The organism is Silvibacterium acidisoli, assembly GCA_022870745.1.
Lineage (GTDB): Bacteria > Acidobacteriota > Terriglobia > Terriglobales > Acidobacteriaceae > Silvibacterium.
Map to the genome: position 1 here is coordinate 1,371,415 of CP085323.1, position 21,139 is coordinate 1,392,553.

The window sequence follows — 21,139 nt, forward strand, 5'->3', positions numbered from 1 at the left end:
TGAGCGCAGTTGCGGCCTGATCGAGCAAGCCTGCCGCTTAATGCTTCACCTCTGTGGGGCGCCCACTATATTTAGCGACGCCCTCCGCCCAGTCGATGAGTACCTGCCGCGGGGACTTTGTCCCTGGACGAGGATCCGGATAAAAAGGTGTTCCACTGTACGCAATCTCCAAGTCGATGCGATTTGCTTCATACGCGGGCAGTTCCTCCACCACTGGTGCTATTTCCTCTTGCCCTGGCTTGATACGGGCAATAACCCGGGGCAGGGGGAGCTCGAGGGTGACTGCGCTATTCGGATCCACTGCGATGAATTTCGGGTGCAGGAATATACTGCCCAATCTTGTCTGCTGCAAACCTCGGTCTGACAGCTGCACTTCAAGCGTTTTCGTCGCAGGATCGTAACGTAATGCGCGCGGGGTGGCGTAAGCATGCAGCGTCCGCCCGCTCTGATTCTGCAATGACACTCGCAGAGTCAGTTTCGCGGCATCATCTTGTAGGTCCACATCTCCAATTTTCAATTCTCTCTTCGTCGCCATCAGCCTCTCCAGCGTTCACCAACCAGAACCGCTCTGTCAGCCATCAAGACTTCAACGAGCCGTTGTCCGAATCGCCGGCGACTCTCGGTTGTACGCAGCAGGGTTCTCTCTAGAAACCCCAATTCTTCGTTTAAGGAGTATTTCGACAGAGAATTCCACACCGAACTCAGGGGCATTTGTGTGGCCCAGTCCTCAAAAAGCATGCCGAGATGACTTCCAATTTGCCGTGTCGTCATCCCATCCAGGTGCCACGATAGAGCTTCTAGGATCATTGCAATCGGTCTCATTAAAGCCCATTGAACGTACGGACTTGGCGATGCGCGCTGACGAAGCAAGAGGCCAAGTTCTGCCGCGATCGCAGTCGACGTCTCGATTGCTGAATCTCCTCCAATGATTGCCAACGCCACGTCGATGTCAGATGCTGACGTTCGGGAGAGCTCCGGTGCCTCTGTAACTCGTGAAGCAAAACGTAAACCCAAATCTTCAGCACTTAGTTGCTCGATGCAATGCGCCTGCATGAGGTCCAACACGGTCGTCAACGGAACCAAGAAGCGTGCTCGGATCAATTCTTGTAAGTCCGGCGAGCGAGCCATCAATCGGCAGACCTCAGGACTGAACGCGTAGTAGTCCTCATATAGGTGATTGAAGAAGTCAAAGCCGCACTCGGAGCAGCGCAATACACCGTCGCGTACATTGCGTAGGGTCTTGACGGTCTCCGAATAGATGGAGCCACTGGCAACGCTCGCGATTATGCAGCATGAGGATACCGAGGACTGACAGCCCGGGTTGCCGCAATGATCGGTAGCATCGCGGTGCGGAAGTCCGAGTTGGTCGCGCATGTCATTTTCATCTGTCTCTGCTCGATTTTCTTCGGGAGATGCAGTGCAGCCACTTGCGACCGAAGACAGGGGGTCGCCGTTGGCAAGGTGGAACGCATGAGAGAGTTCATGATAAAGAATCACATTCTCTGGCTCCTCTATCGAGAATGTGCCGGCACCATCCCCTTCCTTACGCACACAAATTCCCGTACCGTTGTTGTCCGAAGTGTCATAGACCACAAGTACCGATCCGGTTGGATTGTCTGTAACGCCTACGGGAAAAGTGAACCCGTTACCGATGGTCAGAGTACCGTCTGACAAGGTAAAGTTAGCTCCCGCTGCGACAATAATGACGTCCACGTCGTTTACATTCACTCCGAAGTTTGTATTCACCAACGTGTCCAGGCGCGTCGCGGGTATGCCCGGATCGCTGCGATCATACGTAACCTGGATCAAGTTGTTATCAGGCGGATTCTCTCCGAAACCTTTGTGAACTCCGTCTCCAAGGTCTTGGTGAGAGATTGAAAACAGATCCACTTCAGCGCTCATCGGGAAGACATTGCCCAAGCCGGCGCCACTGGTGTCCGCTGCTACGAATAGTGTCACAATGCCCTCCCGTCTTACCCAATCTTCGGATTCTGCGGGACCTGCCAGTCTTGGCCCTTTGGCTTATAGGCGCTAAGCTTTCCTTCGAGGCATGGATCGTAGCAACGCTCGGGTTGTTCTTCTGGCGGAGGGCAGCAGGCCATGACCTGCGCTTGCACTACCGCCAGATTGTCGACCTGCAAGGTCTCATGAGCATGCACCTGTTCCAGAATCTTTTCCAGCTTGACGACTGCGTCGCGAGTCGCCGTCTCAATCTCGATCAAGGAGTTCATCTTCCTCAAGATGCGACATTGCAGGTCAGATTCGGTTTGCAGCCAACAGATGATCGTTTCATTCTGGATTCGGTTATCTTCAAGCAGCGCAGCACATTGCTTCCCCACCTCCCAGATGGCGAACAACCCTTGTGTCAGAGTAGAGCTGTCCGCATCGAGATGCTGCGTAAGAGTGTCAAGCCGCCCAGCAGTCAGGGCCGTGCTGCCTTTAATTTGGTCGAGATCATCATTAATCTGATTAGCAACTTCCTGGAGAGAAGGCATGGACGTACCTCTTAGTACGGATTACAGACAGGCCCGGGGATCACGGAAAGATTATGTGACAGGTTCCAACTGGACGTCCAACGGGTGCGCCGAATGCTAGGCACATGACTGTGGGTTGTCAAGCAAAAAGCTGACAAGGCAAAGCGATTGTTGTCTTCGGATGAATCCTTACGCGGTAACCGTGAGCCACGAGCACTGGCACCTTTCTATGAGCTCGACTTGCTTGCGAGACAAGAGGACCGGTTATCGGGCGTTGTTAATCGACAGCTTTTGCTGCGGGGGCAGAGAGCTATGGAACGCGAGATAGGAACACTCATCTAGATTGAAAGGGCCGCTAGACTTTCACGGTGTCATGGCATCCTCTACGTGCTGGTGTTCCATTTCTCTGACTCAGCTCTCCATTCCCGTCGTTTCGAAGAGTGCATTGGCGATTTGGCATCAATCCAGCCGCGTCACTTTCGGCAGGCGCGTTTACGAGGACCTAAGAAATACCTGGCAGTTATTGTGGTTTTCCTGCCCGGTCATAAGCTACGCATGCCTTCTCCACCTCGGGAAGATGTTCCGCGGTCCACTCACATAAAGCTCGAAAAGGCTCCTCCAGCGTGCGTCCCAGCGGAGTAATCCTGTATTCCACTCTTACCGGTGCGGTGCTGACGACAATGCGCTGCACCATGCCGTTCCGTTCCATGCGGAGGAGTGTTGTGTCAACGCCTTCTGCGTGATTTCGGTAAAGAACTTCTTGATCTCGTTGAAGCGCAGCGGACGCGCACTAAGGGCGTTCACAATCAGCTGACATTTCGACACGGGGCGTTTCCCTCCGGGTGATCTAGTGTCCTCGGGGTACCTTGAAGCAACCAGGTATAGACCATATCCTTTGCCCATGATGAATCCAGATCTCTCCGCTCTGAACCATCCTCTCCAATTGAGGTCGCTTGCACTCAATAATCGAGTTGTGATCTCTCCCACATGACCCGCTCGCGGTCTCCGGAAGGAGTTCCAGGCGAAGATGTGGCGGGTTGAGCGCGGAGAGTTCGATCTCGTCGCGGTTGGTCGTGCGCTCCTCGCCGATCCGGCGTGGTTCACAAAGCTGCTCTCAGGAGCTCTTATTGAATTGAAGGGTTTCAGCACGGCGGCATTAGCAGAAGTGGTCTGATCAAAAACATGTCAAAGACGTTCCGTTCACGTGCGTTGTACTTGCCGGCAGAATTCCATTGATATCGTCCATGCGATGATTCAAAGTGCATTGAATCATCAGAAGTCTCTTCACAAGGCGCGGACTTCGTTTGCGTCGTCAAGCTCGCAAATTACGACACGAGGGAGGCATCTGCAGCTTAGCGTTTGACTATAATCTAACCATAAGGCGTCGAGACGCATCCGATAGTTTTGGGGTCGTTCACGCCATGCGTATAGTGATACTCGCTTTAGACAACTTTTGGACGACAGGCCTAACTGTCGTTGTTGCACGGCAATGATGTCGATATCGAGTCTGTGGCGGCCGAGGTTGGCTACGCGGACGGCCCATGATGACGACCGATAAGGCATGACCCGTCTTCTCGGGCGGCACGATCATCCATGAACGGACTACTTGCCCTTGATCAGCATGCCGAACGGGCTGAGCACCGTAACGGGAACACCTCGTAGCTCATCAGGCCGTTGGCGACCAGGGGCAAAGTGGCGAGCGACTCGTTCGTTGCTTCAACCGACTCGACGTTCATCAGGAACACGGGGCCGGAGCCTTCGCGAAACCATAACCGCTCTACCGTACCGTTGAGGTAGCGTTTAAGGGTTGCGGGAACCTCGGCCGGCATGTGCTCTTTCAGCTTGTCGGGAGTAAGTGTAGGCTTGGTGGAAGCGATAGCAAAAACTTTCATGAAGATTCTCCTTGTTGGGACATCGTAGGAACTACAAGAACCACATTAGCGTCCAGGAGAGTCTTTTGGTAAAGGCGCAAACGACACCAATGATGTCGTTTGCGTCACACTGATTTCAGCCCTGGCTTCTGCCTACTTCGCCCGAGTGAGGATTGCTTGTCCCAGGTGGAAGGACGCATGATTCGTTCGATTGAGGAGCAGGGTGAATCGGTTCCTGGTGGGATCGGCGGCAAAGTCTTCCTCCGAAACGGCAGAGTGTCTTGCAAGCCAGTCTTGTGTCGAAAATTTTGTGATACCGGCGAGAAGCGCCGCATTCACATCGGTCCAGGCTTGCTTCAGCTCGGCCGCGGTGAGCGGGTCAGGCAGCGTGCGATCCGGATTGGCGATGTAACACTCATCGAGCTCCGGGTGGAGACGCTCTCCGAGAAACAGCAGTGGCAGCATTCGGTCATGGATGGCTGTGAGGTGTCCCAGCAGGTAGAAAAGCCGGTTCCTGCCGGGAGCAACTTGCTTGAGAAGCTGTTCCTCGTCATGCCCAGCGAAGAATTTATCCAGGCGGCCGGTGACTCCGCTCCATGATGTGACGGCTAGGTCGATAAAGGTCTGTTCCACGACTATGTTTCCTTTCCTTGTTCGGCAACTGCCGCGATGTGAGTGATTCGAAAATGTCGATAGGGCGTTTTTCCAGGTTGTTTAGAGCAATGGGACTCTCGATCGGATGCGATGATTTGTGGATCATAGACGGCCCATCCCGTCATCTGCGTGAGGGCTAACAAGACAAAGCCAAGGAAGGTGAACTCCCTTGGCTTCTCACTCTTCTTGCTTTTCCAGTCGCACGTGTGGCATGACGCGATGGAGATGAGGCGCGGATGAGAGGTACTCCGCCATCCACGCCTCTTTCTCGTTAACAGGACTACGCGTTCGGAGTATCGAAGGCAGGGATGATGCCGCCGAGACCGAGTGCGCCAAGTGCCTGGGCCTGGACCTGAGCTGCAGTCGCATTGAGGACATCCGCGCCGAACGCTGTACCGACGATCACACGCGCAGGACGCTGCCCCTTGGGTTCCGCTACGAGCTTGACGAGTGCTTCCGCCACCTCGTGAGAGTCGGGAGCATTCGGTCCGCTCAGCATTTGAGCGAAACCGGCGCGCATGTTGTCAAGAATGGTGGCAACCTCGCCGTAGGTGCCGATGCGGTCACTGTCCTCGGGCTCCATCTGCCCCTTGGTGTAGATGTCTGTCGGATAGGCGCTGGGCTGAAGAAGGCTTACCTCCACACCAAAGGGCGCGACTTCATAGCGGTAGCTCTGAGTGATCGAATCGAGAGCGAACTTCGTGGCTCCATAGATACCGAGGAAAGGCAACGTCGTGCGGCCGAGGACAGAACCGATATTGATGATGAGCCCTTCGCCCTGTTTCCGCAGGGTAGGCAGAACGGCACGCGAGGTGCGCTGGACGCCCACTACGTTGACGTCGAAAAGGCGGGTGACCTGTTCGCTGGTGTAAGCTTCCGAAATTCCCGTGGCGCCGGCGCCGGCATTGTTGATGAGAACGTCGATCCGGCCTGCGGCCTTCAAGACCTGAGCGACAGCGGCGTTTACGGATGCGTCAGTGGTAACGTCGAGTTCGACGACATCGATCTTGTTCGCCTGGAGAGCAGCCGCCTTCTCCTGGTTGCGGCCGGCAACGTCGCGCATGGAAGCGAATACCCGGTGTCCAGCCTTCGCGAGAGTCTCCGCGGCATCGAACCCGAATCCTGCGCTCGCACCTGTAATGAGAATAACTTTCGACATGATATGTACCTTTCGATGGAGGGAGGATGCAAGCCTTGGCATCCTCCGGACTATTTAGATTTCAATCTGCATCTAACCATGTGTTGGATGACATTTAAATTAAAAAGAACCACATTTTTTCAGCCGGAAAAACCTGATCCGGACTCAGGGGATGCGATGAGAAGATCGAAGCAGGAAACGGAAGAGACCCGAAGACATATTGTTGAGACGGCCGCGGCCGAATTCCGAGGCAACGGGATCGATGGCACAGGGCTGATCGGTCTGATGTCAGCCGCCGGATTGACTCACGGCGGCTTCTATAAACATTTCGATTCCAAAGACCAGCTTGTAGCAGAGGCGCTGGAACTCGCGGCTGGTGAAATGGTGGCCGCGGCGAAACATATCGCCTCCATAACTCCAGGACAACGTGGGCTCCAGGCCATCGTGACGGAATATCTTTCGTCGGCGCACCGCGATGATTCTGCCCACGGGTGCGTCTTCTCTGCCCTGGGCTGCGAAATCGCTAGGGGGAATGACGCGATACGAGAGCCCATGACTTCCGCGTTTCTCGAAGTTGTCGATAATCTGGCCGGGCAACTCGACACCATGCCACGTGCCGCGGCACGCAAGGAAGCGACTTGGATGTTTTGCGCAATGGTCGGTGCAATCACAATGGCTCGAATGGTGAACAACCCCGAGGTGTCGTCTTCGATTCTTCGCGAAACCCGGAAGCACCTCACGCATCCACGATGACAGCGGCGAATCGTGCGCCAAAGCCATAGGCCACTTCACGAATTACAGGGTTCCCCTTGTAACCCTTTGCTCAAAAGAGCCAGCATGCCGTAAAGCTGGTCGATATGAGGTGTATGGATGCCGAGGTGCTTCGCAATCTGCCTCGGAGAATCGACGATCGAATCCAGCTCAAGCCTGCGACAGCTCTCTACATCTTGAAGCATCGATGTCTTGAAGGAACCAAGAGAGGCTGTCACCGCAAGGACGCTGTCTAGAGTAGCCTTTGTGTGGAGCTTCAAGGCGCGAGCGATGAGATGCGATTCCTCCGCTAATCCGCTCAATAGAGGGCGCAATAGCGGAGAGCTCGCGATGCAGTCTGTTGTCGATCGCGTGAGCGCGGATAACGGATTGAAAAGAAGATTTGCTGTGAGCTTGTCCCATACATCTCCGTGAATGTTCAAGGATGCCTGAGCCGCGATCTCTGCAGCGCGGAACAACTCGATCAAGCGCACAACGCGATCGGTAACGGCCCCGGTAAGATCACCTAGGACAATTCGTCCGGGTGACGTCAAACAGGACGTTCCTTCTTTGTCGAGATGCGCAGCCACGTACAGCACGCTCCCGATGATTTGCTCTCGCGGAATCTCGTGCTGTAACAGGGTGAGGTTCCTCGACACTGGCAATCCATCTGTCAGCCACCACGGCACGCCATTCAACATCGGGACAATGATTGTTTCCCGCGAACAAAGCTTCAGGATGTCCTGCAGAGAGTCGGAAAGTGCGGTTCCTTTGACCGCAATGATCACAACCTCGTAAGTTCCGTTCGCCTGCGCGGCAGTGATCGCGCAGGCAGGCGAACGACGGCTCTGGCCTGGCGCTACGCTGTGCCACCCGTGCTTGCGCAACGTTTCTAACCGTTGTCCTCTTGCAATGGCGGTCACATCAACCCCTGCGGCCGCCAGATGAGAACCGATCCACGTACCGACCGCACCCGCTCCAAAAATGGCGATACGGAAGGCTCGCGCCCCAACCATAGGTAAACGCTCCATCTTCCCCTCTGAATATCGAATCACTTACTTGCGGATGCTGACTGCCGACAAAACTCCTGCCCGGCCTTCCGCGATGTTTCTTCCGAGATTCTTAACCTTCTGTGGAAAATCAGCTCCCATGACGCGGCTCAACGCAGAGCCACCAGGATGTTGATTTGTCATTACATTCTCGAACCATTGTAGGGAAATATCGGTTTCGTCGGACCATCGCTCAATCGAAAGACCTGCCTGTTCGAGCCCGGCTCGCGTTTCTTCAACGCTCAATAGAAAGCTAGTGGAGGAGTCCATCGCCCAAGGGGCTGGATATACGAGTTCCCCACTACGCCGCACTATATCGTGAATCGCAAACTTTCCATTGGGGCGAAGAACCCGAACCACTTCCCGGTAAAGAGAAGCACGATCGGCGATATTCATGGCCACGTGATGAAGGAAAACCGCGTCGAAGGAAACATCCTCGAATGGAATCTCAAGTGCGTTTCCTTGAGTGAACTTCACTCGATCGATCATGCCGCAACGAGCGGTAAGATACGTTGCGGCTTCCACGAAAGAAGGGCTGAGGTCGAGGCCCTCTACAAAGCAGCCATACGTAGCCGCGTAGTAGCGAGCTGGACCTCCAATTCCAGAACCCAGATCCAGAACTCTCATGGATGAATTAAGACCGACGGCATCAGCCAGATCTGCGGTAGCGAGGATACCGCGTGTGTGAAACTGATCGACTGGCGCAAGCAGACTTGCCGTGAGAGGCTCGCCTTTCGTTGCAAGGGTGTCGAGCACTTCCTCAATTCGCTCGAGGAGTCCCGCTTTGTTGTAATGCTCGCGTACTTTCGCTGTCGTCTCGTTCATTCCACTCTCCATCAACGGTCATTCCATTAGATCGGCTAGGTGCGCCGAAGGTTCTTATTCGAAAGCCGCGCGATTCTGCTTCACGAAGTCTGCAAGGTTTTGAGGCTTACGGCCGGTGATCATTTCAACCACATCATTCGTGCCTGCCATCATGTTGTGGTCCTGATCGTAGGTAATACCGGCGAGATGCTGCGCAAGGTACGGAATGACCTGCTTGCCTTCGTATATGTCGCTGATCCACTCTTCGGGCGGCACCTGTTGATAGTTCACTTGCCTGCCAAGGGCGATTGAGACCTCTTCGGCAACCTGAGGCGCGGTTAGTTCGGCAGGGCCAAAGAGCTCATACACTTTGCCCACGTGCGAATCAGGATGAGCAAGCATCGCGGCGATCACATGCCCCAGATCCTCCGCGGCGATCGGCGCGAAACGCCCTGCCGTTCCAAACGGGACATGATATTTGCCAGCCTTGATTCCCTTTCGCATGTATAGCAACCAGTTGTGGAAGATTGTCGGCCGCAAGTGGGCTACAGGCGTGCCGGCCCAGTCGAAGACGCGTTCAGCGATCCAATGGGCCAGCGCTGCATTGCTGAGCGCGTCCTCGCGAGCGGTGCGCTGAGACATACTGACGAGAAACTCTGTTTTCGCTTCCAATGCGGCTTCGGCGAAGTAGACGGCTGCTTCCACGAGGCCGGGCCGTATGGGATATACGAAGTAGGCGCGCTGCACTCCCTGGAAAGCCCTGCGAAGCGCGCGCACATCCAAGAGATCGCCAACCGCGACCTCTGCCCCCAGGTCTACGAGCTTGCTTGAGCGATCATCCTCTTTGTGTACAAGAGCCCGCACAGGAAATCCCTGCTCGACAAGGAGACGGGTTGCGACCCGGCCGGTGGATCCCGCAGCACCTGCAATCAAAATTCTTGGCTTCATGTTGGAAATTCTCCAATCGATCTCGAATCATTACTCAACGCGCTACAACCTCCACTAACCTAGCGGGTCACGACTCCCGGCACTAGGTGCGTAAATGCCAATGACCGGGGCATTTGCGTCATTGCTTTTGTTTGTCATTTCTGCGTTCGCAAGGAGGTCTTTGCTGCATCTGCAAGGGTCGCGACGGCTGCTCCGAGCATGATCGCGTCCTTGATGATGAGGCGGCCTACTCCAGAGAGGTATGGAAATCCGTGCGTGGAGTCTCCCAGCGCGGGAACCCAGGCTTCGGGTGTGGTCACAAGAAATGACAGCGTAGTGAGCGCCATGAAAATCAAAAGGAAGCTCCCAATCGCCGAGATGCGCGGCCAAATCGGATAAAGAGCGATCAGTATCCCGATCGTGACAATGAGGGTCCCAAGAGCATTCGAGAATGAATACGTTCCGTTGCTTTGCTGCCACTCGCGATGGGCCGGAATGAGCTCGCCTTCCTTGTTCATGTAGTGGTGATATTCGGGCGCCGGGTGATGGTAGAAGAATGACATCATAGGGCTGTTGGAAACGAGCGGCACAATGCTGTCTGCTTCGTAAGAAGCGAACTTGAGACCACCGATCCATACGAGAACGATCACCAGACCGAGGCGAAGCATTCCCATGCCAAGGCGATCGAGCCTGGACGCTGCAGTCAGAGCACGCAGTAGAGCGCTCTTCGGCCCTGTTTCCATCTCGGTTCCTAGTGAAGTGAATTTCTGAGTAATCACGGCTTTCTCCTTTGCGTTCCAGCTGGAACACCAACAAATCAAGGATCGCCCCCCTGGCGAGATGCATGATCACCGTTAGTCTCGAAATGTTATCCTTGCGTATCGCCATGGACACGCTTTCCTCACTGTTCACCCAGTACACGTTGTCGGCAACGGTCTTCTTCTCAGGAAGACTCTGCGGGATATCGAGCGATCACGCCAGCGACACAGCAGGACATCTCCATGTGTTGCGTCGGGGAACTCTCCGTATCGAACGGGGCCGCAAGAAGCCACAGGTCGTGTCTGAACCAGCGGTCCTGTTCTCTCCTCGCCCTCAGATTCACCGCTTCACAACGGATAAAGAGATTGGCGCTGAATTGGTATGCGCAACGGTCGAGTTTGGCGCGGGGATGCTCAATCCCGTCGTGCGATCTTTACCGGATTTATTGGTCGTGGTGTTGAGAACTATGCCTGCTCTGGAGCCAGCGGTCGACCTCTTGTTCACCGAGGCATTCGCAGCGGACACCGGCAGGCAAGCTGCCGTCAACCGCCTGGCTGAATACGTGATCCTTCTTCTTCTGCGTAATGCCGGTTCGACGAACCTGATTCGCAAGGGCACTCTTGCAGGGCTGGCTGATCCGCGTCTCTCAAAGGCAATCAGCGCTATTCACGCAGGTCCTGCGTTGCCCTGGACTCTTGAGTCTATGGCCGAGGAGGCAGGCATGTCACGGGCGCGCTTCGCGTTGCATTTCAACAACGTCGTGGGGACAACACCGTTCGATTACCTGGCGGAGTGGCGTATCGGCACGGCTCAGGCCATGCTCAAAAGAGGCCAAGCATTGAAGCTTGTTGCCCCGGAAGTTGGCTATTCCGGTACTGCTGCGCTCAGTCGAGCTTTCCTCAAACACACAGGAGAGACACCGACAGGTTGGCTTGCAAGAAACTCGGATGCAAAGGTGTAAGAAATCTCTATCTCCTGCGTTCGAATGCATAGACGCGCAAGTGGCGTCGAAAGGAGATAGACGATGAAATGCCAGAACTGCTCTTGTGGCCCGCACTGCGAATGTGTCACCTGCACATGCAAAGTCCGCAGCTAATCCACGCTCATCCAATGCGATTGGGAGGCCTCGGCCTCCCAATCGGAGATCTCATGACGAAACCACTGGATGAACTTCTTGTACATCGCAAGGAGTTCCCGGCTTTTGTGAAGCGGCGCGTTTCGGATGATGGCCTAGCCGAAGATATCGTGCAAACTGCCTATCTTCGCGCCTTCGAGCATCATGATGATTTCGACCCAGGCGAGTCCGCGGTGTCATGGTTCTACCGTCTGCTACGCGATGCCGCGATTGACAACTGCCGTCACCGATCCGTCAAGGACAAGGCTCTCGAAGCCTTGGCCTGCGAGATGGAGATAACGCCGACACGCGAACAGGAACTTGATATCTGTTCGTGTCTGCAACGTGTCTTGAACGATCCAAAGCCTGACTACGCGGAGAGCATCCGCGCCATCGATCTTGAAGATCAGCCGGTGCAGGATTTCGCTGCCCGCAATGGGATTTCAGCGTCTGACGCATCGGTACGAGTGCATCTTGCACGGGCAGCCCTGCGGAACAACCTGCTGCGCACCTGTTCCAGTTGCGCGGAAAAAGGCTGCCTGAACTGCACCTGCAAGAAGTCGAAACAGACGCAGGCATGATGCGAGTCCAGTTGCGGTGAACCAGGCATCAGATCTCGGCGCTTCAGCCTATTTGCTTGAGGCCGCCGGGATTTGAGCTGCACGCCCCAGCCACTTCCCGCGCGCGATAAACCACAAGCTCAGAATCGCGGTACCGATCAGGACCGATAACGGGAACCACCAGTTCGGATCACGAATGACAAACGGGAGCAGACCGATCGCAAGAGCTGGAGGCATGCGAACCTGAAAAACGCGCAGCAGCAAAATAGAGATAGCTACCGTGACAGCGACACTCAGTGTGCTTTGCCCCATGAGGCGTAACATCACGAGCCCGACCGAAGCGGTAAGGAAGCAGAAGAGTGGAAAGAGAAACGGGCGCTTCACCCATCCCGGCACTTCCGGATGTCCAAGAATCTCATAAGCCATCACAATGAGTGGTGGGAACAGGATGAACCGTAGGCCGGTACGCTCGCCGATCAAAGCCGCAACAGCCACGAAGGCAAGCACGTGAAGAAGACCCGTTCGGTCCTTCGTATTGCTTTCCAGTTGGTCGTCCAGACTCTCGATCTGCCGCGGCTGCATGATCGGATCGGGTTGCTGGGAAACGCGCTTCCAGATCAATAAAGCAATCACAAGAGCGACGAGCCCCATTATGACCGCTGCAGGGTACATCCAGCGCCGCTCTCCCAATACGAGTGGCAGAATGCCTGCAGAGAACGCAGGGCCAATAGATGACCTCAAGAGACGAATCACCAGGAAGCTGAGGACGGTGATTACTAGAACCCCTGCCACACCGAAATGAGAAAAGCGTGTGACTGCGAGACCGATGGCTCCGCAGATCGCGGGTGTTACCACGAGACGAACAGGTTGAGCGGCCCACTTGCCACGGGGGCGGGTGAATACGTCATGTGCCAGAGCAGCAAGTTCAGGGAAAAGCAGGAGCTGTAAGTGACTCGCATTCGCAACAGCCGCGACGCAGGCTACGAAACAAACGGCTACGCCTTCCGCTATCCAGATCCTCGTTCTGCTCAGCTCCGAACCACCCAATGCGGTCATCTCCATTCATGGCTGCGCCAGCCTGGAGGCCGGCGCCGATCCTTCAAATGTTATGTTCTTGAATCCACGTGACAATGGCGTTGCCGATCATCTCTGCTGAATCTTCCTGGAGGAAGTGTCGGCCGGGGACAGTCACCTCCGTCTGATTTCTCCATGCTCGGCAGAACTCACGTGGCGCTCCCGTTAGGATGGCGCCTGGTTCTGCGTTCACGAAGAGCTTTGGAATCTCGTTGCTCTCCATCCAGCGAGAGTAGCCGTCGATGGTAGCGACCACATCTGCTGGTTCTCCAGCGATCGGAATCTGGCGTGGCCAGGTCAGGGTAGGCCAGCGATCCTGTTCTCTCAGGAAGGGCTTGCGATACTCAGCCATCTCAAAGTCAGACAGTGTTCGAATTATCAATTTCGGCAGGAGCTCTTCGACAAAGAGGTTTTGTTTGAGGATCAGATCCTCGCCTTCTTCCGAACGCAGGGCCATGAAGGTCGGGCGCAGTTCGCTACCGCTATCGGTGGCTCTGAAGTTGCGAACGATCGTTTCCATGTAGACAAAACCCTGAACGCGATCACGATGGTGATTCGCCCAGTCGAAACCCAGTACGGCTCCCCAATCGTGCCCGACCAGGATGACCCGCCGATTGAGACCAGTCACAGCCTCCATGAACGCCCATAGATATTCTCGATGCGTGGCCAGGCAATACGTGTCCGTGGAGGTCGGACGAATCTTTGCGGAATCTCCCATTCCGATGAGATCCGGCACGATGATATGCCCAAGACCTTCAAGCGAAGGCACCACGTCACGCCAGATGTAGGACGAAGTAGGGTTGCCGTGAAGAAAAAGTATCGGAGTTCCGCGCCCCCTTTCATGGTAGGCCATTTGACGGCCAAGAACGCTTACGGTTTTCTTTTCGAGAGGTAATTCTGTCACGGCGATCTCCTTATGAAGGCGACCTTGGCGGGCCGCCCAGCGCTGTGCGGATGGTTTAGCGACGCACTCTGGAGATTGCAAAGTTCTCGAGATCTGCGGCGATCAAAGTGCGCTCCCACAAAGGCTGCCCTTCTTCGCCCCTCAGACATATGCGACGTTTCCTCGCGAAGACGAAGCCGTCGACGACCTGGTGGTCGAGCATGTAGTGTGCGATCTTCAGGTTCTGGCGCACGTCTACGGTGTAGTCCTGGCGGCGCATGATTCCTTCTGAGTCGAAGTAGTGAATCTGCTCTTTGGAATGGGCTGGGTAGGAGTCAGGATAAGTCACCTTCAAGCCTTGCCAGGTTTCGCCACCTTCGCTCCAGGGCTCTGCGTTCTCGCACACAATTCCCGGCTCGAGGAACGAGTATGGAAGCGTGTGGTACATCCAAAGCGAATACCCGAGGAAATAGATCAGCTGCGGGCCGGTCCAAGGCGCGCCCTGCGGCAGTTGCTCGAGCACTTCCCGCGGATGATCCAGCGACTCGACCAGGGTGCCGCCCTTCGATTCGATCCACGTACGATCTATCCGATAGATGCCAACTTGATCTTCAGATAGGAATGGTTTGAAGGTCACTTCTTTGACCTTCGTCGCGATATGAACCTGCATCGGTGCCTGAGTGAGAGCTTCGCCGAGCGGCCCTCGTTGCTTGAAACCCGAGCCCGAGGCTCGAAAGGTTGCGGAAATCTTATCGACACTACTCCATGGCTCCAGTCCACCGTGGGCCTCGATTACTTTTTTCACAAGAGAATTCATAGGCTCGCCACTCTCCTTCGCGTCGGTCATTGCGACTAAGAGCAATCTAGGCGATTGGGAGTACGCCTGCCAGAGGCACACATGACAATTTTGGCGGAATTCACGCCAACACCAAAATCCACTGCGTAAAGGCGTGCCTCTGCTTCGTATGCGTGGCCAAGTGGATATGCCGCCCTTTTCACCGAGCGACGACGAAACCGGCTAGCCGATATTTGCGAAGATGGTGCGACGTCGTCGCCGCGCTCGATGGAAGGCCTCTCGCAATCTCCGAAGGCATGATGCCAGGGCAGCGATGAATGCGCTTTAAGAGGTTCGTATCGGATTTTATCTGCAACGGCGTGCGCGATTATTCAAAGCTGTTCGTCCGATAGCTTCTATATCAACCACCCAGAGCGTGTTTGGGGCTCCAGCAACCTCGACAAGTGCGTTGGAGATAACGCGCTCGTTGATGGGTCTCATTACAAGGCAGCAACTTCCGGGTGTGCGACCAACCATCTAGGACACCGGGCATGAAATCATCAGGCTTTAGAATTCCCTATGCGAACTCCTTGGGGCTCGCTAGCATCATGAGGAGCCTTTGGATGAGTCCAACGACGACGATTTTTCCTGGTTCAACGAAATCCGCTGCTTCCGCCAACATCAACCGGGAGGAAACTCCGTTCGAGGCGTTCGCCGGCATCTGCTCAGTTCTGGTGGTGGGTCTGTTCATTATGACCTTCTTAGCTCAGAACTTCCTCATTCCGTCAGGCTCGATGAAAAACACTTTGCTTATCGGTGATCACCTGATGGTCGACCGTATCACGCTCATGCCGCAGGCTTCGTGGATGCCGCTAGCCAGTTATCGCGAGCCGAAGCGCGGCGATATCGTGGTGTTCTACAAGCCCGTTTATCAGCCTGGCATTGATCAGACTGACGCGAATGGAACACCGCAATATACTCCCCTGGTCAAGAGATTGATTGGTGTACCAGGAGATCATATTCATTTGCGCAACGGCGTTGTGACGATCAATGGTGTCGCACAGCCTGTTGGGTTTGCGCAACCGACGACGCCGGATAATTTCAACGAGTTCCTCGATGATTTCCCCGCAGTACCCCCAACCCCGGAAATTGGGGCCACTGAGTCGTGGGCCGCGAGCTTCCCGAATGTCGTCCAGGGCGGTGACTTGGTGGTTCCGCCCGGCATGTACTTCATGATGGGCGACAATCGGCACAACAGCCTGGACTCGCGTTACTGGGGCTTCGTACCGCGTGCCAACATAATTGGCCGTCCTCTGTTCAACTATTGGTCGTTCAATGCCAGAGATGGACAACTTGAACAAACGGGATTGGGTCACAATCTCGCGTGGATCAGCCACGTTCTGGTGCATTTCTTCCCAGATACGCGGTGGAAACGCACTTTCCATGTTGTTCGTTGAAGCGAAATTGCAAGATCGCAATTCGGCCTTTCTGCGTTCAGGGCGAGTGACCGCCGACTCGTCAGCGACTCGCTTGGTTAACCTTCCCGACGAACCGGTTAGCGTCGGCAATCCGTCATGGCGAACTCCCTGGTTGACGCGTACAGGAAGAGTCACTGATCGAGAGCAAAAGCATGGAGCCCTTACAAGCAACTTGCATCACGCAACGCACTGTTATCGACACCCCGTATGGGTGCTGCAGATTCCGTAAACACCAAAGTTCAGATACCATTTGGAAGATTCGCCTTAAGGCAAATGTCAACCGGCTTTTGTCGACTCTTCATTTCGAGTGATAGAACATGCCTAGCCGTCGCGGGTTTTTATACAGCGCAGCGAAGTGTAGTGCAGCCCTCTATCTTGGCTGCGCAAAGCCGGCTGTTGTCAGAGCCAGTCGACTACCTTACGTGCCCAGGCGAACTGGAGCCTCGCCCGTACCCCTCTCAGATAATTTCGTGGGATTCGGTTACGAAATGTCTTCAGTTGCCACTCCAGAATTGCTGAGCCCAAACAATCATCGGTACATAAATCTAATCGGTGGGTTGGGGTCTGCAGGAGTGTTGCGCGTTGGAGGCATCGTAGCCGACTACACGCGATACCAACCAAATGGAACTTCCATTGCGGAACGCCAGAATACAATCATCAATCATGCCGATCTGGAGCGTTTCGGTGAGTTCCTTGAAGCAATCGGGTGGAGTGTGATCTGGAGTGTCAACTTCGCGCAAGGCAGCCTGCAAGACGCGATAGTGGAGGCGCGTGCAGTTGCCGGCGTACTCAAAAGCCGCCTGTTGGCTCTTGAACTTGGCAATGAAGTAGAAAATTATGGCCATGGGGAAAAGCCATTTCGTCTACCTCCATACAACTACGACAGGTATCGCGCTGAATTTAGCGAGTGGCATGCTGCGATTCAGAAGGCAGTGCCTGGCATCCGCTTCGCAGCACCAGACACTGCCAGCTCAATCGATTGGGTGGAACGCATGGCAAGCGACGCAAGAGGTGACGTCCAACTGCTAACCACACACTATTATCGAGGCAATCAAAGGTTTGGTACTCGAGAACAGCTTCTTCATCCTGATCCGCACCTGGAAGACGTTCTGCTACGGCTTCACGCCGTATCCGAACGGGCCGGAATCCCGTGGCGTATGTGTGAAACCAACTCGTTCTTTGGGGGCGGACGTCCCGATGTAAGCGATACCTTTGTCGGCGCTCTCTGGACGTTGGATTACATGCTCCTGCTTGCGCAACACGGCTGCGCTGGCGTGAACATCGAAACCGGCGTCAATCAGTTGGGCTTCATCAGTTCCTACTCGCCGATTCAGGACGATCTCAAAGGTACAAATACAGCGGGCGCTCCTTACTACGGTATGTTGGCATTCGCTGCAGCCTCAGCCGGGTGCAACCAGTTACTTCCAATCGATGCGAACCTTCCAGGTATCGACTTGACGATTTACGCTTTGGGCTCTGGCGGCAAAGCACGCTCGATCGTTGTTATAAACAAAGACGATTCGCAGGATTCGCTTCTCTCAACGAAAGAGTTGGGAATCGAGAGTGCCATTGCTCTCAGACTTAGCGCACCATCTCCAGACAGCAAGACTGGCATTACCCTCGGGAATTCCGAAGTATCCCCGAACGGACGATGGACAGCGAGGAGCAAGGAAACGATTCACGATGGAGCCGTAACGGTGCCTCGAATGAGCGCCGTCGTGCTTCGCTCATCAACGAGCGAAGCACAATGAACGCATTGGCGATTTCATACTTTTCGAAACCAGAACCGCGGTTAATTGCTGCGGAGAGCGATCGCGGGATCGACTTGCGTGGCGCGGCGGGCAGGCAGGTAACAAGCGAGTAGCGATACTAGAACGAAGACAGCCGAGATAAGGCTTAGGACGCCGGCGTCGCGCATACTGCTTTGGGTCCACTTGTGGAAAGTATCGCTGAGACCGATGCTGAGGCTGATGCCAGCGAGGAGACCAATGCCGGCGGTCCAGGCGACGGAGGCGAGCGTGAGCCTGAGCACCTGGCCGCGTGTGGCGCCGAGAGCCATGCGAATGCCGAAGTCGCGCGTGCGCTGCTCGACAGAGTAGGCGACCGTGCTGAAAAGACCGATGGCCGCAAGGCCAAGCGCGACGACGGAAAAAATACCGAAGAGGATGGAGATAAAGCGATCGTGCGACCAGGCGAACGTGGAGAGGAAATCTTCGTAGGCATAGGTCTGGTTGGCGGTCTGGCTCTGATCAACTTGGCGCATGGCGTTCGCAATCGAGTGCGTAGCGAGGCGGGGATCGCCGGCGGTGCGGACGAGGATGCTGCTTCCTGAGAAGATCACGGCAGTGCTGGGAAGATAGATCTGCGGCTCGATAGGCTCATGCAGGCCGCCGTTACGCACATCCGCGACAACGCCTACGACCTGGTAGGGCTGTTCGGGGTTGGGAGCGGCTACGGCAGGAGGGAATGTGTGCCTGAGGTCGGATGGCATGACCATGCGGTCGATAGGGTTCGCGCCGGATAGATAGCGCTTCACGAAACCCTCTGAGACCAGAGCAAGGTGAGATCCGCGCAGAACTTCCGCGCGGGTGAAGACGCGCCCGGCGAGAAGCGGAATCCGCTGGACGGCGAAATAATCGGCGCTAACCATGAGGACACCGGCGCGGCGGCTCGCGTCGGGAGGCGCTCCGGGCAGATCGACGGATTGATTCCAGACGCCCATCGGGGGCATCCCGCCGTAGAATTCCGCCGCTGCCGTGACGCCAGGGGTGGCTTTGATTTTTTCATTCAAGGCGTCGACATACTGTGATCTGGCGGCCCAGGTGGTATGAGCGCCTTCGGGAAAGTTGGCAAGGATGAGCAGCGAGTTGTGTGGGTCAAAGCCGAGCGAAGCTGTGTACGCCTCAAGGAAGGTTCGCATCGATGCTCCGGCACCCGCCAGTAGAAGGACGGTGAGCGCGATCTGACCGACCATCATGGCCGAACGGACTTTGGCGCGGCGAGAGGTAGTGGTACGGCTATCGCCTGACTGAAGGATTGCGTTGAGGCGCGGGTTGGAGAATTGCAGCGCGGGGGCAAGCCCGGCGGCAAGTCCAGTGGCAATCGAGACGGCGGCGCTGAAGAGCAGGACGGGGATGTTGAGGCGGATGACGACTTCGTTCGGGATGGAGTGATCGGGCAAAATGACGACGATCAGCCGGATGGCGAGATAGGCCAGACCGATCCCAAGCACACCACCGGTGACGGACAGTAGCGTGGCCTCGGTGAGCAGTTGCCGGATGATGCGCAGGCGACCTGCGCCGAGTGCGGCGCGCAGACCGAGTTCATGCTGACGCGACGTACCGCGGGCAAGCATGAGTATGGAGACATTGACGCAGCCGATGAGCAGCAACAGCGCGACAGCGGCAAAGAGCAGCAGCAGCGTGCCTTTGAACTCGCCAAGGAGGCCGTCATTGATGGTCTTGACTTCGATGTCAAAACTGCCAGGCGGCAGCATATCCGGATGATTGTGGCCCAACTGGCGGACCAGCCCGGAGATCTCCGCCGAGGCCTGGCTTACGGTGACGCCGGGATTGAGGCGGATGACAGTGCTGAGCGGTCTCGGGGGACCCGCGATCGCCGGAAGCGGCAGGTAGACTTCCCCATCGCCCCAGGTGAAGCGCGGCCCAACTACGCCTATGACGATGTAGCGGTGATGATTGAGGTCAAGAGACTTGCCCAGTACGTTGGGGGCCTGGGCGAAGTGCTTTTTCCAGAAGAGGTAGCTGATGACAGCTACATCGGGTGGCGCTACACCTTCGGGCGCTTCCTGGGCGGTAAAGGTGCGGCCCAGGATGGGAGGCGCATCGAGAAATTGAAAGCCATTGCCGCTGAGCTCAACGGTCTGTACGGTCACCGGGAGGTCACCGTCGGTCGAGGTCATCTCCACGCTCTGCTGGGCGAAGGCGGAGGCGACCGACCGGGCCTTGCGCAGCTCTTGCACATCGGCCATGAGAAAGCGCATCGTGCTATTGAAGCCGTGCTTGTCGTTCAGATAGATCATGGCAATGCGGTTGGCGTCGCGGTAAGGGTAAGGATCGATCAGGACTCCATAGAGAACACTGAAGATAGCCGTGGATGCACCGATGCCGAGAGCGAGTGTGAGCACCGCCGTCACGGTGAAGCCGGAGCTCTTGCTTAATGTGCGCAAGCCATAGCGCAGGTCCTGGATGGTTTGTTCGACCCATAACAGCGAGCGCTCGTCGCGATGCGCCTGTTTTGCCTGCTCCACGCCTCCGTAGGCGCGCTTGGCGGCCAGCCGGGCTTCTTCGGGCGGCATGCCGCGGCGTTCGAAGTCGTCAGCGAGCAGGGTAAGATGCGATGCGACTTCGCGCGCAAGATCGTTCTCGGCTTGCTTGTTGGAAACGAGGTTACGCAATCGAGCGATGATTCTTCTCAAATACGCCATAGCTGTTCATTACTCCATCAGCAGTTTCTCAACGACGCCTGCCATCTGGCGCCAGCGTTCGGTTTCTGCTTCGAGCGCCTTCAACCCTGCCTTGGTGATGCTGTAATACTTGGCCTCGCGATTGCTTTCAGTCTTACCCCAGGAGCCACGGGTCCAGCCGTGCTGCTCTATGCGGACCAGAGCCGGATAAATGGTTCCCTGGTTGAGGTTCAACGTGTCCTCTGAGACCTGCTGAAGTCTGCTTGCAATGCCATAGGCATGCTGCGGACCCATGCTGGCAAGGGTCCGCAGGATCATCAGGTCGAGAGTACCTTGCAGGATCGGGATGGGCATCTTCTTCACTTGGCATTCAAGTGAATACCCTTTTCCAGTTGAATGTCAA

General features: G+C 55.8%; 23 protein-coding genes. 6 read left to right on the forward strand and 17 right to left on the reverse strand.

The features are described 5' to 3' along the window. Positions 1–37: 37 nt before the first annotated feature. The 5 genes from LJD29_RS05615 to LJD29_RS05635 form a co-directional block, all read right to left on the reverse strand. Positions 38–535, reverse strand: coding sequence for a hypothetical protein (locus LJD29_RS05615; protein WP_446744776.1), 498 nt, complete (start codon positions 533–535; stop codon positions 38–40). Next, positions 535–1,959: a CFI-box extended C-terminal domain-containing protein gene (locus LJD29_RS05620; protein WP_446744777.1), complete on the reverse strand. Its 1,425-nt coding sequence runs from the start codon at positions 1,957–1,959 to the stop codon at positions 535–537. The genes LJD29_RS05615 and LJD29_RS05620 overlap by 1 nt, the downstream gene beginning before the upstream one ends. 14 nt (positions 1,960–1,973) lie before the next feature. After that, entirely contained in the window at positions 1,974–2,495 is a 522-nt protein-coding gene (locus tag LJD29_RS05625; RefSeq protein ID WP_446744778.1) for a hypothetical protein, read from the reverse strand. A 499-nt stretch (positions 2,496–2,994) separates the two neighbouring features. Then, positions 2,995–3,183 carry a winged helix-turn-helix transcriptional regulator gene (locus LJD29_RS05630; RefSeq protein WP_446744779.1) on the reverse strand — a complete coding sequence of 63 codons (189 nt, stop codon included), beginning with the start codon at positions 3,181–3,183 and terminating at the stop codon, positions 2,995–2,997. Beyond that, on the reverse strand, positions 3,132–3,299 hold the full coding sequence (locus LJD29_RS05635; protein ID WP_446745920.1) for a hypothetical protein: 168 nt from the start codon (positions 3,297–3,299) through the stop codon (positions 3,132–3,134). Before LJD29_RS05635 ends, LJD29_RS05630 begins: the two co-directional genes overlap by 52 nt. Before the next feature lie 202 nt (positions 3,300–3,501). Between LJD29_RS05635 and LJD29_RS05640 the strand changes: the two genes are divergently transcribed. Then, positions 3,502–3,648, forward strand: a complete 147-nt coding sequence (locus tag LJD29_RS05640) for a hypothetical protein (protein WP_446744780.1) — start codon at positions 3,502–3,504, stop codon at positions 3,646–3,648. 442 nt (positions 3,649–4,090) lie between these two features. Here LJD29_RS05640 and LJD29_RS05645 read toward each other — a convergent pair whose 3' ends face one another. The 3 genes from LJD29_RS05645 to LJD29_RS05655 form a co-directional block, all read right to left on the reverse strand. Next, complete coding sequence (locus LJD29_RS05645) at positions 4,091–4,366, reverse strand: hypothetical protein (RefSeq protein ID WP_446744781.1); 276 nt, start codon at positions 4,364–4,366, stop codon at positions 4,091–4,093. Positions 4,367–4,498: 132 nt separating this feature from the next. Beyond that, complete coding sequence (locus LJD29_RS05650) at positions 4,499–4,978, reverse strand: DinB family protein (RefSeq protein WP_446744782.1); 480 nt, start codon at positions 4,976–4,978, stop codon at positions 4,499–4,501. Positions 4,979–5,279: 301 nt separating this feature from the next. Beyond that, complete coding sequence (locus tag LJD29_RS05655) at positions 5,280–6,158, reverse strand: SDR family oxidoreductase (RefSeq protein WP_446744783.1); 879 nt, start codon at positions 6,156–6,158, stop codon at positions 5,280–5,282. Positions 6,159–6,245: 87 nt separating this feature from the next. Here LJD29_RS05655 and LJD29_RS05660 point away from each other — a divergent pair, with 87 nt between their 5' ends. Next, on the forward strand, positions 6,246–6,890 hold the full coding sequence (locus LJD29_RS05660; protein WP_446744784.1) for a TetR/AcrR family transcriptional regulator: 645 nt from the start codon (positions 6,246–6,248) through the stop codon (positions 6,888–6,890). A 35-nt stretch (positions 6,891–6,925) separates the two neighbouring features. Here the strand turns inward: LJD29_RS05660 and LJD29_RS05665 are convergent, their stop codons facing one another. The 4 genes from LJD29_RS05665 to LJD29_RS05680 all read right to left on the reverse strand — a co-directional run bounded on the left by LJD29_RS05665 (position 6,926) and on the right by LJD29_RS05680 (position 10,446). Then, positions 6,926–7,918 carry a ketopantoate reductase family protein gene (locus tag LJD29_RS05665; RefSeq protein WP_446744785.1) on the reverse strand — a complete coding sequence of 331 codons (993 nt, stop codon included), beginning with the start codon at positions 7,916–7,918 and terminating at the stop codon, positions 6,926–6,928. A gap of 24 nt (positions 7,919–7,942) precedes the next feature. Next, positions 7,943–8,761: a class I SAM-dependent methyltransferase gene (locus tag LJD29_RS05670; protein WP_446744786.1), complete on the reverse strand. Its 819-nt coding sequence runs from the start codon at positions 8,759–8,761 to the stop codon at positions 7,943–7,945. Between the two features lie 54 nt (positions 8,762–8,815). Continuing rightward, positions 8,816–9,688, reverse strand: a complete 873-nt coding sequence (locus LJD29_RS05675; RefSeq protein ID WP_446744787.1) for an NmrA family NAD(P)-binding protein — start codon at positions 9,686–9,688, stop codon at positions 8,816–8,818. Between the two features lie 134 nt (positions 9,689–9,822). Beyond that, a complete protein-coding gene (locus tag LJD29_RS05680; protein WP_446744788.1) occupies positions 9,823–10,446 on the reverse strand; it encodes a DUF417 family protein in 624 nt (207 codons plus the stop codon). A 65-nt stretch (positions 10,447–10,511) separates the two neighbouring features. Between LJD29_RS05680 and LJD29_RS05685 the strand changes: the two genes are divergently transcribed. Together LJD29_RS05685 and LJD29_RS05690 are read left to right on the forward strand one after the other, a co-directional pair. Beyond that, on the forward strand, positions 10,512–11,387 hold the full coding sequence (locus LJD29_RS05685) for an AraC family transcriptional regulator (RefSeq protein WP_446744789.1): 876 nt from the start codon (positions 10,512–10,514) through the stop codon (positions 11,385–11,387). A 188-nt stretch (positions 11,388–11,575) separates the two neighbouring features. Continuing rightward, positions 11,576–12,121 carry a sigma-70 family RNA polymerase sigma factor gene (locus LJD29_RS05690; RefSeq protein ID WP_446744790.1) on the forward strand — a complete coding sequence of 182 codons (546 nt, stop codon included), beginning with the start codon at positions 11,576–11,578 and terminating at the stop codon, positions 12,119–12,121. A gap of 48 nt (positions 12,122–12,169) precedes the next feature. Here LJD29_RS05690 and LJD29_RS05695 read toward each other — a convergent pair whose 3' ends face one another. The 3 genes from LJD29_RS05695 to LJD29_RS05705 form a co-directional block, all read right to left on the reverse strand. Next, positions 12,170–12,772 carry an HPP family protein gene (locus LJD29_RS05695; RefSeq protein WP_446744791.1) on the reverse strand — a complete coding sequence of 201 codons (603 nt, stop codon included), beginning with the start codon at positions 12,770–12,772 and terminating at the stop codon, positions 12,170–12,172. 427 nt (positions 12,773–13,199) lie between these two features. Then, positions 13,200–14,159, reverse strand: a complete 960-nt coding sequence (locus LJD29_RS05700) for a haloalkane dehalogenase (RefSeq protein WP_446744792.1) — start codon at positions 14,157–14,159, stop codon at positions 13,200–13,202. Continuing rightward, entirely contained in the window at positions 14,134–14,874 is a 741-nt protein-coding gene (locus LJD29_RS05705) for a hypothetical protein (protein ID WP_446744793.1), read from the reverse strand. The genes LJD29_RS05700 and LJD29_RS05705 overlap by 26 nt, the downstream gene beginning before the upstream one ends. 581 nt (positions 14,875–15,455) lie before the next feature. On the opposite strand from LJD29_RS05705, the gene lepB reads away from it, so the two are divergent. Together lepB and LJD29_RS05715 are read left to right on the forward strand one after the other, a co-directional pair. Further along, positions 15,456–16,289: a signal peptidase I gene (gene lepB, locus LJD29_RS05710; protein ID WP_446744794.1), complete on the forward strand. Its 834-nt coding sequence runs from the start codon at positions 15,456–15,458 to the stop codon at positions 16,287–16,289. Positions 16,290–16,798: 509 nt separating this feature from the next. Further along, the gene (locus LJD29_RS05715; protein ID WP_446744795.1) at positions 16,799–18,061 is read left to right on the forward strand and encodes a glycosyl hydrolase family 79 C-terminal domain-containing protein; all 1,263 of its coding nucleotides are present in this window, start codon (positions 16,799–16,801) and stop codon (positions 18,059–18,061) included. Positions 18,062–18,102: 41 nt separating this feature from the next. On the opposite strand, the gene LJD29_RS05720 is transcribed toward LJD29_RS05715, so the two are convergent. Both LJD29_RS05720 and LJD29_RS05725 read right to left on the reverse strand, forming a co-directional pair. After that, complete coding sequence (locus LJD29_RS05720; RefSeq protein WP_446744796.1) at positions 18,103–20,727, reverse strand: ABC transporter permease; 2,625 nt, start codon at positions 20,725–20,727, stop codon at positions 18,103–18,105. 39 nt (positions 20,728–20,766) lie between these two features. Next, complete coding sequence (locus LJD29_RS05725) at positions 20,767–21,090, reverse strand: PadR family transcriptional regulator (RefSeq protein ID WP_446745881.1); 324 nt, start codon at positions 21,088–21,090, stop codon at positions 20,767–20,769. Positions 21,091–21,139: the final 49 nt, after the last annotated feature.